At 67.0% G+C, this 16,422-nt stretch carries 13 protein-coding genes; 2 read left to right on the top strand and 11 right to left on the bottom strand.

The genetic code is table 11. From position 1 onward, the window contains the following. From ELR45_RS34310 to treY, 5 genes are all read right to left on the bottom strand, one after another. The coding region (locus ELR45_RS34310; protein WP_165367347.1) for a hypothetical protein at nt 1–243 on the bottom strand (243 nt) is incomplete at its 3' end. 113 nt (nt 244–356) lie between these two features. Beyond that, nucleotides 357–854 (bottom strand): GyrI-like domain-containing protein, encoded by a 498-nt coding sequence (locus tag ELR45_RS00925; protein ID WP_129662696.1) that lies wholly within the window; start codon nt 852–854, stop codon nt 357–359. A gap of 83 nt (nt 855–937) precedes the next feature. Then, nucleotides 938–2,827: a C69 family dipeptidase gene (locus ELR45_RS00920; protein WP_129662694.1), complete on the bottom strand. Its 1,890-nt coding sequence runs from the start codon at nt 2,825–2,827 to the stop codon at nt 938–940. 168 nt (nt 2,828–2,995) lie between these two features. After that, nucleotides 2,996–4,729: a malto-oligosyltrehalose trehalohydrolase gene (treZ, locus tag ELR45_RS00915; RefSeq protein WP_129662692.1), complete on the bottom strand. Its 1,734-nt coding sequence runs from the start codon at nt 4,727–4,729 to the stop codon at nt 2,996–2,998. Then, on the bottom strand, nt 4,726–7,017 hold the full coding sequence (treY, locus tag ELR45_RS00910; protein WP_129662690.1) for a malto-oligosyltrehalose synthase: 2,292 nt from the start codon (nt 7,015–7,017) through the stop codon (nt 4,726–4,728). Before treY ends, treZ begins: the two co-directional genes overlap by 4 nt. 220 nt (nt 7,018–7,237) lie before the next feature. Between treY and ELR45_RS00905 the strand changes: the two genes are divergently transcribed. Next, nucleotides 7,238–8,920 (top strand): AMP-binding protein, encoded by a 1,683-nt coding sequence (locus ELR45_RS00905; protein WP_129662688.1) that lies wholly within the window; start codon nt 7,238–7,240, stop codon nt 8,918–8,920. Between the two features lies 1 nt (nt 8,921). On the opposite strand, the gene ELR45_RS00900 is transcribed toward ELR45_RS00905, so the two are convergent. After that, nucleotides 8,922–9,629 carry a ribonuclease FAU-1 family protein gene (locus ELR45_RS00900; RefSeq protein ID WP_129662686.1) on the bottom strand — a complete coding sequence of 236 codons (708 nt, stop codon included), beginning with the start codon at nt 9,627–9,629 and terminating at the stop codon, nt 8,922–8,924. 129 nt (nt 9,630–9,758) lie between these two features. On the opposite strand from ELR45_RS00900, the gene ELR45_RS00895 reads away from it, so the two are divergent. Next, nucleotides 9,759–10,301: a hypothetical protein gene (locus ELR45_RS00895; protein ID WP_129662684.1), complete on the top strand. Its 543-nt coding sequence runs from the start codon at nt 9,759–9,761 to the stop codon at nt 10,299–10,301. Nucleotides 10,302–10,320: 19 nt separating this feature from the next. Here the strand turns inward: ELR45_RS00895 and ELR45_RS00890 are convergent, their stop codons facing one another. The 5 genes from ELR45_RS00890 to ELR45_RS00870 form a co-directional block, all read right to left on the bottom strand. Beyond that, entirely contained in the window at nt 10,321–11,067 is a 747-nt protein-coding gene (locus tag ELR45_RS00890; RefSeq protein WP_129662682.1) for a class I SAM-dependent methyltransferase, read from the bottom strand. Nucleotides 11,068–11,146: 79 nt separating this feature from the next. Beyond that, a complete protein-coding gene (locus ELR45_RS00885) occupies nt 11,147–13,240 on the bottom strand; it encodes a beta-galactosidase (protein WP_129662681.1) in 2,094 nt (697 codons plus the stop codon). A 44-nt stretch (nt 13,241–13,284) separates the two neighbouring features. Next, nucleotides 13,285–14,184: a carbohydrate ABC transporter permease gene (locus ELR45_RS00880; protein WP_205855641.1), complete on the bottom strand. Its 900-nt coding sequence runs from the start codon at nt 14,182–14,184 to the stop codon at nt 13,285–13,287. Then, entirely contained in the window at nt 14,181–15,080 is a 900-nt protein-coding gene (locus ELR45_RS00875; RefSeq protein WP_129663388.1) for a carbohydrate ABC transporter permease, read from the bottom strand. Before ELR45_RS00875 ends, ELR45_RS00880 begins: the two co-directional genes overlap by 4 nt. 35 nt (nt 15,081–15,115) lie before the next feature. Next, a complete protein-coding gene (locus tag ELR45_RS00870; protein ID WP_420813764.1) occupies nt 15,116–16,420 on the bottom strand; it encodes an ABC transporter substrate-binding protein in 1,305 nt (434 codons plus the stop codon). Nucleotides 16,421–16,422 lie beyond the last annotated feature (2 nt).

Here is a 16,422-nt window from a genome sequence, read left to right as displayed (position 1 = left end):
ATCCACCGCGAACGGATCATTGGGGTCCACCCCGGCCTGCAGCAACACCACAGACGTGGTCTCCCAGTCGGTCTGCTCGGCGGCGACGAGACGCGCCCAACACGCCTCGACCTCGGCCTGGTGCGCGGCACGGTGCGCACTCGCCCGCACCGGGTCCGGCTCAAACCGACCCCGCCCACCACGAGCCGCCCCACTAGGCATCTCGCCCAGCGAGGCAGAGCTACAGGCATCCGAATCGAACATGTGTCCATGCTATTCGAATGCCTGCACGCCCACAACCAAGATCACCCATCTCGTGGTGATCAACCGTTCGCCCCCGACGAACACCCGCTACGGCTGTCGGCAGGTGGCTGACCTCATCGATCAGTGATCTTGAACGCGAGGTCGGTCTCCCACTTGTTCATATCCGGCTCCTCCGCCGGGTCAGTGTGGTAAATCTCCAGGCGACAACGCCAGACCTCGCCGTCAGGCGTGTCCGAGCTGTCCCACTCCAGCCCCTGCTGGTTGCCCCACTCCAAGAGATCACCTGTCGCTCTCATGAGGTTGTCGGGATGACCGATGTGGGTCACGGTGGCGTACCGGCCGGCGGGCAGTACCCCCGCGGCCACCACATCGTCGCCGCTCTGGGCCGCGTCGACAGGCACGCCGACCTCCACCTCGAGGTCGGTGGCCATGTCGATGCGGTTGTATTTGAAGAACGGTGATCCGGCAGGGGCCATGCCGCGCGCCGCGAGCCAGCCGAACACCTCCGGCAGCCTGTCAGCCACCTCAGGCATAGTCTCCATGGTGACGACACGTGTGATGCCCACGTAGGGCTGTTCCACTCGTTCGATGAGGGCAGGTTCGGCAGGCATGATGGCCTCCTTCGCGTAGGTTGGCCCAACGACTGTGTAGACCGTCGAACTACGCGATACTCATCGGCCGGGCCGACGTGGTCTCAATCGCCGATCTCTTCCAGCACGGCGGCGACGAAGGCGTCCCAGTCTTCCTCCGGATCGTGCTCGTCCCGGGCTTCCCGCATCGCGTCCTGCAGCGCGTCAGGATCGACGTCGTCGAGCGTGGCGCCCGGTTTGCCTGGCCGGCCGAGCAGGTCACCTGCCTGGTCGGCGTAGGCGCCATGCTCGCGCGGATACTCGTCGAGCTCCTCGCGGTAGCAGTGCACGATGTTGTTACCGTCGCCTTCCAGCCCGCCGCCGCGGTTCATGCTCTGGCTTTCGGGACGGTATGTCTCGCCCGGCAGCTCGCGCCCGCTCGGCAGCCGGATCCCTGACTCGTCGCTGGTGCGCTCCTCGACCGCGTTCGCCAGGTCCTCACCGAGCTCGAGCGAGTCGAGCAGCCGCTCCTGGACGTAGTCGGTGAGCAGCTCAGCGGCCGCGTCCGTCCGCCCCGACCGCAGCCGCGCCTGCGCGCGTCGCTCGATCCGTTTCTGCTCATGCAGGAGGTCCGCTTCGAACTCCTCGATCTCGCCGGTGACCGGCCGCAGGTAGGCCTGCGGATTCTCACACGTGTGGTACATGACTCGTTTGAACGTCCGGGTGGCATAGCGCGTCGCTTCCAGCGGCGCGTAGTCGGCTGCCAGCCACTCCGCAGCCGCGCCCTTGGTCATGTACCGGTGTTGCTTGAACTCCGGCGGCACGTCCTCGGCTCCGATGTAGACGGGCACGTACGGCGTGGTGATCGCGCCGGTCACCGCCGTCCACAGCGCGTTCAGTTCGGGATGCTCGACGTCGGAGAGCTGCGCCACGTGGCCGTATCCGGACCGGTCGTGCGACCATCGTGGGTCACGGACGTAGGCCATCATGTCCTCCAGCGACACGGGTGCGAGTTCCTTGGCCAGCTCCTCCTCGAGCTCGCCTTGAACGTTGTTGCCCCACGGGTGGGTGTCGGTGACCACGCGATCGTTCGGCTGCCAGCCGGCGTACACCTCCTGCGGGTCGAACTCGTCGTTCTCTTCCGGATCGAACCAGCCCTGCTCGACGGCGAAGTCGATGAAGTTGCCCGACGCCTGGAACTCGTCCGGACGGTCCTCGAAGTCCAGCGGGAACGGGTTGAGATAGCCGGGGAAGGAGACACGGGTCTCGTCCGGGCCGAGTCGCTCCGCCGCCCACAAGCCCTGGTTACCGCCGTAGTTGACGAGGACCCAGCCCTCGTCCTGGTCGGCGAACAGGTGCGAGTTGCCGCCGTAGCTGGAGTAGCCGTACTCGTCGATCAGCGACCCGACGATCTCGACCGCCTCACGCGCGGTGCTCGCGCGTTCCATCGCGATGCGGGAGAGGTCGCTGTAGTTCGGCCCGCGCTGTACGTCGTCGGTGAACTCCAGCAGCCGTTCGCTGCTGGGGGACCAGATGTCGCGTGCGGCGACGCCGTGCTCGTTCAGCCCGCCGTTCGTCAGCGGCGCCGGGAAACCGGCGAACTCGGAGTAGTTCGAGGTGATGTACTTGTTGGTCTCCTGAGCCTGCGGGACCTCGATGAGCTCGCCGGGCATGCGGGCCTCATCGGTGATGCCGACCGTCGTCGTCGCTCCATCGGGAAACTCGCGGCGCGGCACGATCTCCAGCCAGTGACTTGACGGCTCGTGTCCGAATCCGCCCAGCAGCGCGGAGCCGTCTTCGGTGAGGTTCTTGCCCACGTAGAACCCGATGCTCTTGGTCGGCGCCGACGACGCCGTCTCGCTCTGGCCGGCCGGCGCGACGGCAGCGGCCGCGTCCTTCGCACCGCTGTCGACGGCGGCGGCAGCCAGGGGAAGCGCCAACAGGCTCGCCCCGCATGCGGCGAGTACCGAGCGGGTCTTGGTCGCGGAATGATCCGTGGTCGAGGTCTTAGCCATGACGATGTCACCCTCCAGTCCAGCGACGTCGGTGCCACGTTCGGAGGTCGGGCCGGCAGAACGTGCCGCCGGCTTCTCCGGCGTCTTGCCTACCCGTATGCGAACGGGCGCAATCGCCTTGCCCGAGGGAATCTTCGAAGGGTGGAGATCGGCCACGACATGGCGGCGTCAGGAGACCCGCACGATGACGGCGGATTCCGGGGCAAGCTCGAGGCGACCGCCACTCACGACGGTCGCATCGCCGGTCGCGAGGAGGATCTCCGCGGCGTCGGATGGATCGAGCAGGGGGACTCGCTGTGAGTGATCGGCCAGGTTCGCCACGATCTGCAGCGAGCCGCGGTGCAATACCAGCCAGGAGCGGTCATCGTCGTAATCGACGGCCAGCGCGGTGAGATCGCTGTCGCGCAGCTCTGGCTCGGCGGCGCGCAGCGTGATCAGTCGCCGGTACAGCTCGAGCACGTCGGCGTGGCCGGCCTGGTGGAGTTCGCCCCAGTCCAGCTTGGCGCCGGCGAACGTGGCTGGGTCCTGCGGGTCCGGCATCGCCTCCACATCCCAGCCGTGCTCGGCGAATTCCTCGATCCGGCCCGGCCCGGTGGCCGCGGCCAGCTCCGGCTGGGGATGTGAGGTGAAGAACGGCCACCGGGTAGACGCCGCCCATTCCTCGCCCATCCAGAGCATCGGCGTGAAGGGCAGGCTGAGCAGAAGCACGGCACCGACCCGGATCTTGCCGGGGGAGGCCAGCTCGGGCAGCCGTTCACCGGCGGCGCGGTTGCCCACCTGGTCGTGGTTCTGCAGGCACGCGACGAACCGGAAGCCGGGGATGCGCTCAGCATCGATGGGGCGCCCATGGACTCTGCCCCGGAACGTGGAATACGTGCCGTCGTGTAGGAAGGCCGCGTGGCAAACCTTGGCGAAGACAGCCAGCGACCCGAAGTCGCAGTAGTAGCCCTGGCGCTCGCCGGTGAGCAGGGCGTGCAGGGCGTGGTGGACGTCGTCGTCCCATTGCGCATCCATGCCGTAGCCGCCGGCCGCACGGGGTTCGATCATGACCGGGTCGTTGAGGTCGGACTCGGCAATCAGCGGAAGCGGCCGACCGACCTCGGCCGACAGTTGCTCGACCTCCGCCGACAGCTCCGCCAGCACGTGCGGTCGCTGCGGATCGACCAACGCGTGCACCGCGTCGAGGCGCAGACCGTCGACGTGGTAATCGCGCAACCACATCAGGGCGTTGTCGATGATGAAGCGACGCACGGGTCGCTCGGCGAGGTTGATCAGCTCACCCCACGTGCTTCGGCCGGTGGTCAGGTACGGGGCGAACTCGGACAGGAACTCCGCACCCGGGCCGACGTGGTTGTAGACGACGTCGAGCACCACGGCGAGGCCCCGGGCGTGGCAGGCGTCGACAAACCGTTTGAACGCGTCCGGCCCGCCGAGAGGTTCATGCACCGCGTACCAGCCGACGCTGTCGTAGCCCCAGTTCCACACTCCGTTGACGGCGTTGACCGGCAGCACCTCGATGTGGGTGACGCCCAGCTGGACCAGATGGTCGAGGAACACGACCGCGCCGTCGAACGTCCCGCCTGGGCTGAACGTGCCGATGTGCAGCTCATAAAGCACCGCGGCGGTCAGATCGCGGCCGGTCCAGTCGTGGTCGGTCCAGGAGAAGCGGCCATGGTCGTAGATCCGGCTGGCGCCAAGGATGCCGTAGGGCTGCCACCTGGAGCGGGGGTCGGGCACCAGGTCTTCGGAATCGTCGAGCAGGTAGCCGTAGTCGGTTCCTCCCGTGGCGACGGCGTCGGCCGACCACCACCCGTCGTCGCCGCGCGTCATCGGCACGTTGTCATCGTCGACACGCAGCCGCACTCGCTCCGCGCGCGGAGCCCACAGGTGGAACTCGGTCATGGTGATCGCCGTCCGGGGGTTTCGGCACCGGGCGCGAGCAGCGCGACCGGATAGATGTCCAGGAGCTCTCCGAGTGACGTCCGGCCACCCGTGGGCCGCCCGGTCAACGTGTCCACCAAGCCGTGGGGCAACTCGACGGCCGTATCGCCCCAGCCGCCCCGGCGGTGCAGTGTGACCGGGAGACGGGTCGCGACGGTGATCGCTCCGCCCCGGTCGAACGCGATGGCGTGATCCGCGGCGGATCCCGCCACCGGCACCCGACGGTAGCGGCCGAAGAGCTCGGGCCGGTCACGGCGGAGCCGCAGGGCGCGGGAGACGACCCACGCCTTGGCCGCACCCGTGACGTCGACGGGCGGCCTCTCGACCTCGAGAAGCCGATGCCGCTGCGCGAAGTCCACCGGCCGGCGGTTGTCCGGATCGACGAGTGAGTCTTCCCAGCCTTCCGTGCCCTGGTAAACGTCCGGGACGCCGGGCATGGTGAGCTGTACCAGCTTCTGGCTGAGCGCGTTGCTCCATCCGTGCGACCGGATCCGCTCCAGCAGGCCCGTGACCGCGGCCCGGAGGTCCGGCCGGTCGTAGAGCGCGTCCACGGCGTGGTGAACCACGCGTTCGAACGACGGGTCGGGATCGGCCCAGTTCGTGCCGTCGGCGGCCTCGCGCATCGCCTTCTCCGCGTAGGCGTGCAGCCGTTCCCGGTCGATGAAACCGACCCCGACGACGGTCTGCCACATCAGGTAACCGAACGCGGCGTTCGGCATCGGGGCCTGCCCGTTCAGCAGCCGCACGAGCGCCGCCCACTCCTCGGGCAGCTCCGACAGCACCGCGAGCCGGGCACGGACGTCCTCGCCGCGTTTCGTATCGTGCGTGGACAGGGTGGTCATCGAGTCCGGAGCGATGGCGTGCCGGCGTTCCTGCGCCTGGTGGAAGGCGTCGAGGCCGAGCCCGAACCGACCGGGATCGCCGCCCACCTCATTGAGCGCCACGAACCGGTTGTACCGGTAGTACGCCGTGTCCTCCACTCCCTTGGCCATGATCGCGCCGGACGTCTGCTGGAAGCGTGCGCACAGCTCGTCCGATGGATCGGCGAGGCGTGGCGCCAGCGCGGTGATCGCGTCATCGAGGTCGGGCCGTCGACGACGGGCGGTGGTGACCGCGGCCGCCAGATGTCCCGCACCGATCGGCAGATAGGAGCGGTAGACACCGAACGCAATGGCGAGTTCGGTGAGCGCGTCGACCGCCTGATGGACGTCCGGCGTGAGGCGGGCCAACCGACGGAACTCCGCCCGCAGGATCGTCGTGGCGACGTGCCGCTTACCTGCCTCGACGTGGGCCGCGAAGTCGCGGGGGTCGCTGGTCAGCTCGCGGTACAACCGGTCGAGCCGAGGCTCGGCGGCTGGGTCGACGAAGAGCGGGCTGACCTCGGCCAGCGCGTCGTAGCCGGTGGTGCCGTCCGCCGGCCACTCCAACGGGAGATCTTCGCCGGGCTCAAGGATCTTCTCCACGATCAGCCACACGTCCGGTGCCGTGTCGCGCAGCCAGGCCAGATACCCGGTAGGGTCGGCCAGCCCGTCGGGATGGTCGACGCGCACGCCTGCGACAGCATCGTCGCCCACCCATCGGATGATGCGTGCGTGGGTGGCGGCCGCGACGTCGGGATCCTCGACTCGCACGCCGGCGAGCGTCGTCACCGCGAAGAACCGGCGGTAGTTCTGGTCGGTGTCCGCCCGGCGCGCGTCGACCAGTTCGTAGTGCTGGCGATCGTGGACGTCGGATGCGCCCTCGCCGGATGCGGGCCCGGTTCCCGGCGCGATGGGGAAGCGAAGGTCGGCGTAGCGGAGCTCGCCGTTCTCGACGGTCAGGTCTGCCTTGAGGTCGGCGCCGGGGCCGAGCACCGGCAGCAGGATGCGCCCGCGGGCCCATTCGATGTCGAACCACGACGCGTATGCCGAGTCCGGACCTCGGCGGAGGACGTCCCACCAGGCTGGGTTCTGCGTCGCGTCCGCGACGCCGAGGTGATTGGGCACGATATCGACGACCACGCCCAGGTTCCGTTGTCTGGCAGCGGCGACGAGCGCCGTCCAGCCGGTCTCGCCTCCGCGCGCGTCGTCGACCCGGGTGACGTCGACGACGTCGTACCCGTGGTTGGAACCGTGCGCGGACTGCAGCAGCGGTGAGCAGTAGACAGCGCCCACGCCCAGGTCCCGAAGGTGATCCAGTACCGCGGCGGCGTCGCCCAACGCGAAGTCCGCGCTGAGCTGTAGGCGGTAGGTGGACGGCGGCGGTCTCATGCGATGGTGCCCTCCGGAGGACATCGGTCGTGCCATCGTCAACGGTGACACACCGAACAGCGTACGAGCGCGAGGTCCGAGCGGCAGCCGTCCGTGCATCGCTCGGTGGTTCATCTAGGCATCTGGAACGGATCTTCCCAGCCGTAGACCGCGACAACGTGCGTTCCCCGGGGTGAGGATGAGGGGAACATCTCCTCGACCCATGAAGGGACGGTGGCCAATGGATGCCCACGATTCATTCCGGACGGCTCGAGACGTTCTTTTCGAGCACCGCGACGACCACGACGCGGCGGTGGAAGAGTTCCAATGGCCGGTATTGGACGAGTTCAACTGGGCGCTGGACTGGTTCGACCGGGTTGCGGCGGATCATCCGGACCGCACCGCGCTATGGGTGGTCGACGAGTCCGGTGTGGATGTCAGGCGCAGCTACGCCGAGATGGTCCAGCGCTCGAATCGGCTCGCCGGATTCCTGCGTGGCCACGGGGTGGGCCGCGGCGACCGGGTATTGGTGATGCTGGGGAACGTCCCTGAACTGTGGGATGTGATGCTGGCCTCGATCAAGCTCGGCGCGGTGATCATCCCGGCGACGACACTGCTGGCGGGCGACGACCTGGCCGATCGGCTGAACCGGGGCGATGTCAGGCACGTGGTCACGGATCCCGCGCAGACGGCGAAGTTCGAGGCACTGGGCGGCACGTATCGGCGGTTCGTCGCCGGTGGCAATGCCGACGGCTGGATTCCGCTGGCAGAGGCCGACGACGGACCGGCGGAGTTCGAGCCGGCGGACGTGACCAAGGCGTCGGACCCGCTGTTCCTCTACTTCACCTCGGGGACCACTTCGCGGCCGAAGCTGGTGGAACACACTCACGCGAGTTATCCAGCGGGCCACCTGTCGACGATGTACTGGATCGGGCTGCGGCCCGGCGACGTGCACCTGAACGTCAGTTCGCCAGGGTGGGCCAAACACGCCTGGAGCAACTTCTTCGCGCCGTGGAACGCCGAAGCGACCAACCTGGTGTTCAACTTCGCCCGGTTCGATGCCGCCGCGCTGCTGGATGTGCTGGTCCGGTGCCAGGTGACGACCTTCTGTGCTCCTCCGACGGTGTGGCGGATGCTGATCCAGCAGGATCTCGGCAGCTGGCAGGTAGCACTGAGGGAGGTGGTCGGTGCGGGGGAGCCGCTCAACCCGGAGGTGATCGAACAGGTGCGCCGGGCGTGGGGCCTGACCATCCGAGACGGTTACGGCCAGACCGAGACCACGGCTCAGGTCGGCAACTCGCCGGGGATCTCGGTCAAACCGGGTTCGATGGGACGGCCGTTGCCGGGCTACCGGGTCGTCCTTCTCGACCCGCAGGGCAATCCCGCCGACGAGGGCGAGATCGCTTTGGACCTGGCGGAGCGGCCGCTGGCATTGATGACCGGCTACCAAGACGCCGAATCCGGCGTGGGTGAGGCGGGCTCCGACGGCTTTTACCGCACGGGCGACGTGGCCTCCCGTGACGGCGACGGCTACCTGACGTACGTGGGACGGGCCGACGACGTGTTCAAGGCGTCGGACTACCGGATCAGCCCGTTCGAGCTGGAGAGTGTGCTGATCGAACACGAGGCGGTGGCCGAGGCGGCCGTGGTGCCGTCTCCGGACACCGTGCGGCTGGCGGTCCCGAAGGCGTACGTGGTGCTGGCGGGAGGTCAGAAGCCCACAGCCGAGACCGCCGAGTCGATCCTGCGATTCTGCCGGGAACGGTTGTCACCGTTCAAACGGATCCGCCGGCTGGAGTTCGGCGAGCTGCCGAAGACGATCTCCGGCAAGATCCGCAGAGTTGAGTTGCGCACGACGGAGCTGGGCCGTGTCGCCGACGATCCTCGCCGGGCCGACGAGTATTGGGAAGAAGATTTCACCTAGGTCAGTAATCGCTGGTGAGGCTAGCCGGCATCTGCGGGATAGGCCACGCGGGATCAGGGCGCCAAGACTCCCAGCCGCTGGAGAAGGGAGGAGTCCACTCCTGCACGGCCTGCACCGCGGCCTCCGCGTCGCGGGCATATTGAGCGGCGTCGGCCTCGGTGTAGCGACCTGCTGCAACCGAGGCGGCGAGATCGTCTTCGTCCTGGATCTCCGTCGTGCGGTCGGGCCAGACGACGACGTCGAGCTCGTGGTCACGTGTCACGATGCCGGCGGCGTCTCGCCGATGGGCGTCTTCGAGATTGATGTACCAGCAGCGATGGTTCCACTCCTCGTCCCAGAACACCCAGACTGACCATGGAACGCCTGTCGGGGCGATCTTCAGCACTCCGTTGCCGTGCCAGGCGCCGCGTTTGGACGCTCGTCCATGGCGATGCCGTTCGTTCACCGGCGTCTGGCGGAAGTCGCGGCCGTCGGACAACACAGCGCGGAAGACCGGAGTGCCGGCGGAAAGCCATACGACCAGACCACTGGGGTCGTCACGGACAACTGTCACAGGGCGAACCACCTCTGGGCCGCGGTGCCTGCGGGTGGGGCACCATTCGCGCCAGAGGATGTGCTGCCCGGCCTGGTAATGGGGCGGCGCGCCGGATGGCCGGAACTGCCCGGGCAATGTGAACGGCTCGATGTCAGGCGTGGATTGAGAGTCCATTGTCGGCCAAGTTTAAAGGTCCGCTGTATCCCGCTAGCACGCGCCAACGGCCGGCGCGATCAGCGAGTGTGTAGTCGCGCGTGCGATGCTTCGAAGCGGACCATCGGAAATTGAGGGCGGACACGAATGATGAATCAGAGCTTGCCACGGCGACGCTCGAAGGTGTTGATCGTCGCATGGACGATGTTTCTCGGCGGATTCGTCTGCGTCGCGCTCATGGTCGCAGCGTTCCTGTACTTCAGAGGGCAGGGCGACGAAGTGGGCCCGGATCGGGCAACGACGTGGCAGTCCGATGAAGTCGGCGTGATCGTACGGCCCTTCGACCCCGACGAGGACAGCCCCCGCTTGAACGAATGCACCGTGACGCCAGGGTCCGGCGAACCGCGGACAGGGCGTTGGTTCTGGGATGCGCTGGCACATCCCGACCACACCGGCACCGCCACGATCACATGCGAAGACGCCGCTGTCTTCGTGACGGGAACCGGCGCTCGGGTCTTGGCCGCGACGGGCGGCCTGGTCGTCATGATCCCGTTGGTCGTGGCCGGCATCGGTCTGCTGCTGCTGCTAGCGCCATTCGCCCCGGTGAGGCGCCATTCCATCGCCGACAAGGTGATCCGGCGGCGTGCCGAGCGGCGTGGGTACTATGCCGATGATCTCCACCGGATCGATTGACGAGGTCCGTCAGCAGAGTTCATCGTCGGCCAAGTTCGAAGGTGAACTCCGTGGCGTCTGTCGCCGCAGGATGCCCGGCAGGATCGCGTATGGCCGTGGTCACCAGGCCCGCCGCGCGAGCCAGGTCGCGGAACCCGTCTTGCGTGTGCCAATGCAAGTCCCACTGCCTGTCGACGGCGGTCCGTTCGTCGGGCGTATGTCTCTCGTAGCGCAGGGTCGTGCGCCGGAGTCGCCGGTCTTCGTCCCGTTCCTCGGATAGAGCAGTCACCCGCAGCGCTGCACCGTCTCCGTCGGCCTTCTCTCGGACCCGCCCGAGTTGTTCCGCAGGCGTGGGCGGGGGAATGAAGAGCGGGACGAGAGCCGTGCCGCCCTGCTCGAGATGTGCCCGGATACCTTCTAGTGCCTGCGCAGCGCTGTCGTCGTCCGGAAGCAGGGTGAACGTAGGCCCGGCGAGAAAGATCGCCCGGTAGCGTCGGGGGAGGTCCAACGATTCCATCTTCTGGTGGTGCAAGACCACGTCGAGGCCCTCTTCGTCGGCCCTGCGGTGGCATCGTTCGAGCATGTCGGCCGAAGAGTCGACACCCTCGACGTCGATCCCTCGCCTGCGCAGGTCAAGCAACGGGTCACCGTCGCCGCAGCCCAGCTCCAGCGCCGGTTCGCCAGTGTCCCGGATGAACTGGACATAGGGTTCCGGATCCTGTGTGAAAGCTCGTAGAGGCGCGTAGAGCTCAGCGACAATGCCGGTGTAGAAGTCAGCGGGTTCCATTGCGCCCATCCTTGCCGTGGGCGGCCGGCGTGTCGAACGGATTCTTGCGACGGGCCAATGCGGCTGCCAGGGACACCCGTCAGCCACGCTCGAGCAGGACGCGGACGTCCCACGCGCCGAGCCGCAGCTCGTCGCCGTGCGCGTGATCGGTCCCGCTCAGCACGTCGCGGACGGCGCTCGGTAGGCGGAGTGACGCCTCGTCCCAGGACCAGTTGTGTACGAAACGTACGGTGCGTCCGTCGTCGGTGTGGGCGGACGTCACCGTGAGCGGACGTTGGCACTGCTGCCAGCCGTCCGCGTGGTCGTGGTCAATCCAGCGGAAGATCGCCTCGGCGAACGCGGTATTCGGCACGGTGCCCACATAGGTGATCCGGCCCTTGCCGTACGTGCGTGTCGTGGCCGCGGCGAACTGCCCGAAGTGCGGATGCTCGTACTGGGCGAGTATCTCGGAGTCCTCGGTCTGAAGGCCGTCCGACCACCGGGTGGCCAACGCGTCATCCGGCAGCGCGAGTGCCGATCCCGGGCTTGTGCGTACCGTCACGTCCTCGGTGAGCGTCGTGAACTCGTCGTACCAGACACCGGCCGCGTCCGCGAGCCGTGCCGGCTGAACCTCCCTCCGGGCCCGGGCCTCATGGTCTCCGTACCCGGTCCGTGGACCGAGCACCAAGTGTCCACCGGCGCCGGCGTAGGCAACGAGCCGGTCCAGGGTCGCGTCGTCGGCGATGTACAGCCCAGGGACGACGAGCACGGGGTGCCGTTGGGCGAAGGCCGCGGCATCGTCGTCCTGGAACTGGCCGGCATGAACGATGTTCACCTGGAGACCGGCGTCGAAGGCGCCACGGTAGAACGGATCGAAGATCGACTGGTACGACTGGCGATCCGGCCCGCCGTCGGCGCCGGAGAGGGCCGGCTGCGCCTGGAGAGCCCATTTGCTCGGTGCCGAGTACAGCATCGTCACGTCTGCGTCCGGCGTCAGGCGGCCGATCAAGTCGCCGGCGGTGCGCAGCTCGGCACCGAGCCGGGCGAGCTCGCGGTAGGTACGGCCCGGGCGCCCGCTGTGCGGCAGTATCCCGCCCCAGTAGGTCTCTGTGCCGAAGTGCAAGGTGTGCCAGTGCCAGTACTCGATCATCCGTGCGCCACGGGAGACCAGGGCCCATGCGGCCTGCCGCCACTGACCGTCGTATGCGGGCTTGTTGGTCGATGGCCCGCCGATGGCCTGTGCGTTCGTCTCGGTCACCAGGAACGGTTCCTGGCGTGAGGAGTACATGCGGTCCGCGGACAGGTACAACGCCCACGTGCCGTTGGTGGTCCATCCCTGCGGGTCGGGCTCTCCAGCAGTTATCTCAAGTCCATCCTGCATCGTGTAGTACGGGTTACCCGCGGTGATGTCGAGCCAGGCGGTCAGCTTGTGGTCGTCCAGTGCGGGGCGTCCGTAGGACAGACAGGTGGTCACGAACTGGCCGGGACGGGCGTACTCCCGCGCGATGTCCGCCTGCCAGTCGATGAACTCCGTGGTCTGCCGCGCCTGGAACCGGCGCCACGCAAGGTCGTACTGCGGTTGCGCGTTGCCATCGGGCACCCACAGGTCGTTCCAGGTGGACAACCGGTGGGACCAGTAGACCAGCCCCCACTCCCGGTTCAACGTCTCCACGTCCCCGTACTGGTGCCGCAGGTCGTCGACGAACCGTTCGAAGACGCCGCGGTTGTGGAACAGCTCGTTTCCCGGCTCGTTGTCGACTTGGTAGCCGAGGATCGCCGGGTGGTCCGCGTAACGGGCGACGATCCGCCGGATCACCCGCTCGGCATGGAACCGGAACGCCGGATGGGTGAAGTCCACCTCCTGCCGCGCGCCCCACGGTATCCGCTGCCCGGTCGACCGCTCGCCCGCGATCTCCGGATACTGCCTGGCCAGCCACGGCGGTACGGCGTAGGTCGGGGTTCCCAGGACCACGCCGATGCCTCGCTCGTGCGCACCATCTAGAACCGGCTGCAGCCAGTCGAGCTCGAATCGGCCGTTCTCCGGTTCCCACGTGCTCCACACCGACTCGCCGACGCGGATGACCGAGAAGCTGGCCTCGGCCATCAGGTCGAGATCGGTCTTGAGCCGCTCATAGGGCTGGTACTCGTAATAGTACGCCGCCCCGAACAGCACGTGGCCGGGCCATTGATCCATCTGCAATTCTCTTCTCTCTCGTCTGTCGGGTGGGATGTCTGTTGTCACTGTTTGACCCCGCCGGTCAGCAGACCGGACTGCCAGTACCGCTGCAGCAGCAGGAATGCGATGATCAGCGGGACGATGGACAGCAGCGAACCGGTCACCACCAGCGGGACCAGGTCTCCGCTGGCGCCTCCGGAGGCTGCGGCCTGCCCCTGCCACCGGGCCAGACCGACGGTGATCGGATATAGCGACGGGTTGTTGAGCATGATCAGCGGCAGGAAGTAGTTGTTCCAGGTCGCGACGAGCGTGAACAGCAGAACGGTGACGAACCCGGGCATCAGCATGCGCAGTGCCACCTGGAAGAAGATCCGGAATTCGCCGGCACCATCAATGCGTGCGGCCTCGATCAAGCTGTCCGGCACCGCGCTCTCGGCGTAGATCCGCATCAGGTACAGCCCGAATGGGCTGACCAGCGACGGCAGGATGATCGCCCACGGCGTGTTGACCAATCCCACCCTGCTGAACAGTAGGTACGTCGGGATCGCCAGAGCCGTCGTCGGGACCATGATGGCACCGAGAACCAGCATGAACAGCGGGCGGTTGCCGGCGAACCGGTACTTGGCGAAGCCATATCCGCCGAGGGCGGCCAGCATGGCGCCTCCGCCGGCGGCGGTAACCGCGTAGAGCAGCGTGTTCAGCAGCCACCGGACGAACACACCGTCGTCGTAGGTGAGAGTGCGCTCGATGTTCGATAGGAGGGAGAAGTCGTCGGCGAACCATAGACCGAAGCTGGCGAAGAGGTCGCCGGTGGTCTTGGTCGACGCGATGAACAGCCAGAACAGCGGCAGCAGGAAGTAGACCAGGAACGCCAGCATCCCGAGCGTCAACGGCGTGCTTCGCCGGTCCAGTGGTGCCCGCGACTTCGTGGCGGCGGCAGACGTCGTCGTGATGGCGCTCATGACCGGCTCCTGCGGGTGGCGATGTACATGAAGGCGTACGAGGCCACAAGGATGACCAGGCCCAATATGAATGACACCGCGGCCGCGTAGTTGAGCTCCTGGCTGACGAACGCGAGGTTGTAAGCGTAGAGGTTCGGCGTGTACGCGTTGTCGATCACGTTCGGTGCCAGCTGTTGCAGCAGGTTGGGCTCATTGAACAGTTGGAAGCTGCCGATCACCGAGAAGATCAGTGTCAGCAGCAGGGCGGGTCGGATGGACGGGATCTTCACGCTCCATGCCGTACGCCACGCGCCGGCGCCGTCCACGGCCGCTGCCTCGTACAGCTCCGACGGGACCGCCCGCAACGCGGCATACAGGATGATCATGTTGTATCCGGTGAACTCCCAGAACACGACGTTGGCCAGCGAGAAGAGCATCAGGTTGCTGCCGAGGAAGCTCGGCACCGCGGTTCCGATCTCTTCGGCCAACTGGGCGAACGGCCCGAAATCGGGGCCGTACAGGTAGCCCCACATCAATGCTGCGACGACGCTGGGCACGGCGTACGGGATGAAGATGCCGAGCCTGACGACCCGAGTCAGGCGGAGCATCCCGCTGTCCAGCGCGAGCGCGAAGCACAGTGCCAGGGTCAGCATGAGCGGCACCTGGATCAGGAAGAACCGTGCGACGCGAAAGATCCCGCTCAGGAGCTGCTGGTCGGAGAGAGCCCTGACGTAATTGTCGAGGCCGACGAACACCGTGCCGCCGATGAGTTGCTCGCGGAACAGGCTGAGGTAGGCCGCGTATCCGAGTGGCACCAGGAGCATCGCGACGAAGACGATCATGAACGGCGCGACGAACAGGTACCCCGTGAAGGCATGCCGGGACGTGTGCGGGTGCTGACGCAGGCGGCCGCCCATCGTCCCGGCGGGCGGCGCCTGCGTTGCGGTAGGGGTCACGGCGACTCGACCGTGAAGCCCTGGTTCTCCGCGTACGACGTGAGGCGAGACTGCCACTCGTCGAGCGCGGCGACTGGATCTGTCTGGTCGGCAAAAGCCTTGCCGACAGTGTCAGTGAAGTCGGCGTACACCTGATCCTGGAACGGCGACCACTGGAACTCGTTCGTGACGGTGTTGCTGATCTCGGCGAACACCTCGTTGACCCGCTGCCCACCGTAGAACTCCAGCTCCTGCTCGGCGAACTCCGGGTCGGAGAGGACCGACGTCAGCGGTGGGAACAGGAACTGTTCGGTTGCCATGGTCATGGCGGATTCGGTGTCGGCGTTCAGGAACTTGGCGAACTCTGCCGCGACGATGGGGTTCTGGGCGGAGCTCATCACCGCCGACGTCGAGCCACCCCAGTTGGCGGAAATCTGCTCGCCTTCCTCCCATTGGGGCAGCGGTGCGGCGCGCCAGTTCCCGCTGGTGGACTCGGCAGCCGAGGCAAGGAATACCGGTCCCCACGCGGCCGTGAGCCAGGTGGCGTACTTGTCCTGGTTGAACGCCTGGTACCACTGGTCTGTGAAGTCTGCGTCCGTGGAGACGACGCCCTCACTGACCAGGTCTCCCCAGTAGGACGCCACTTGCTGCGCCTGCTCACTGTTGAGGTCGACGGAGAAGCGTTCACCCTCGGATCCCGCGAACGGGTTGGCACCGGCCTGCCACAGCATCGCGGAGAACCACGCGCCCTGGTTCGGGGCCACGTTCGTGATGAAGACATCGGGATCGGCTTCGTTCAGTTCCCGCGCCGCCTCCGCGAAGTCATCCCACGTCTCCGGGACCTCGATGTCGTGCTCTTCGAAGATGTCCTCTCGGTACAGCATGCCCATCGGCCCGGTGTCCTGAGGGATGGCCCACACCTCGCCGTTCTGACCGCTGACCTGCGCCCAGGTCCAGTCGACGAACTGGTCTGCGAGCTCCTCCGCGCCGTATGGCCGCAGGTCGAGAAGGTTCTCGGTGATGGAGAACGTAGGAATCATCTGAAACTCGATCTGCGCCACATCGGGTGCTCCCTCTCCGGCCTCCAGAGCAGTGCGGAGCTTCGCGTAGTGATCGGCGCCCTGGCCCGCGTTGACGACATTGACGCTGATCTCCGGGTACGCCTCCTCGAAGAGGGCGACCTCCTTTTCGATGTCCGGAACCCACGTCCAGAAGGTGATCTCGGTTGGAGTCTGCATGGCCTCGTCGATATCGGCTTGGCTGATGCTCTCCGTTTCGCTTTCCGACGTCTCGCCGTCGTCGTCTCCGCCGCATGCCGCCACGC

It is taken from the genome of Phytoactinopolyspora endophytica (genome assembly GCF_004138495.1).
In the GTDB taxonomy this organism is placed as follows: domain Bacteria; phylum Actinomycetota; class Actinomycetes; order Jiangellales; family Jiangellaceae; genus Phytoactinopolyspora; species Phytoactinopolyspora endophytica.
This window is presented reverse-complemented; position numbering and strand designations above follow the sequence as displayed.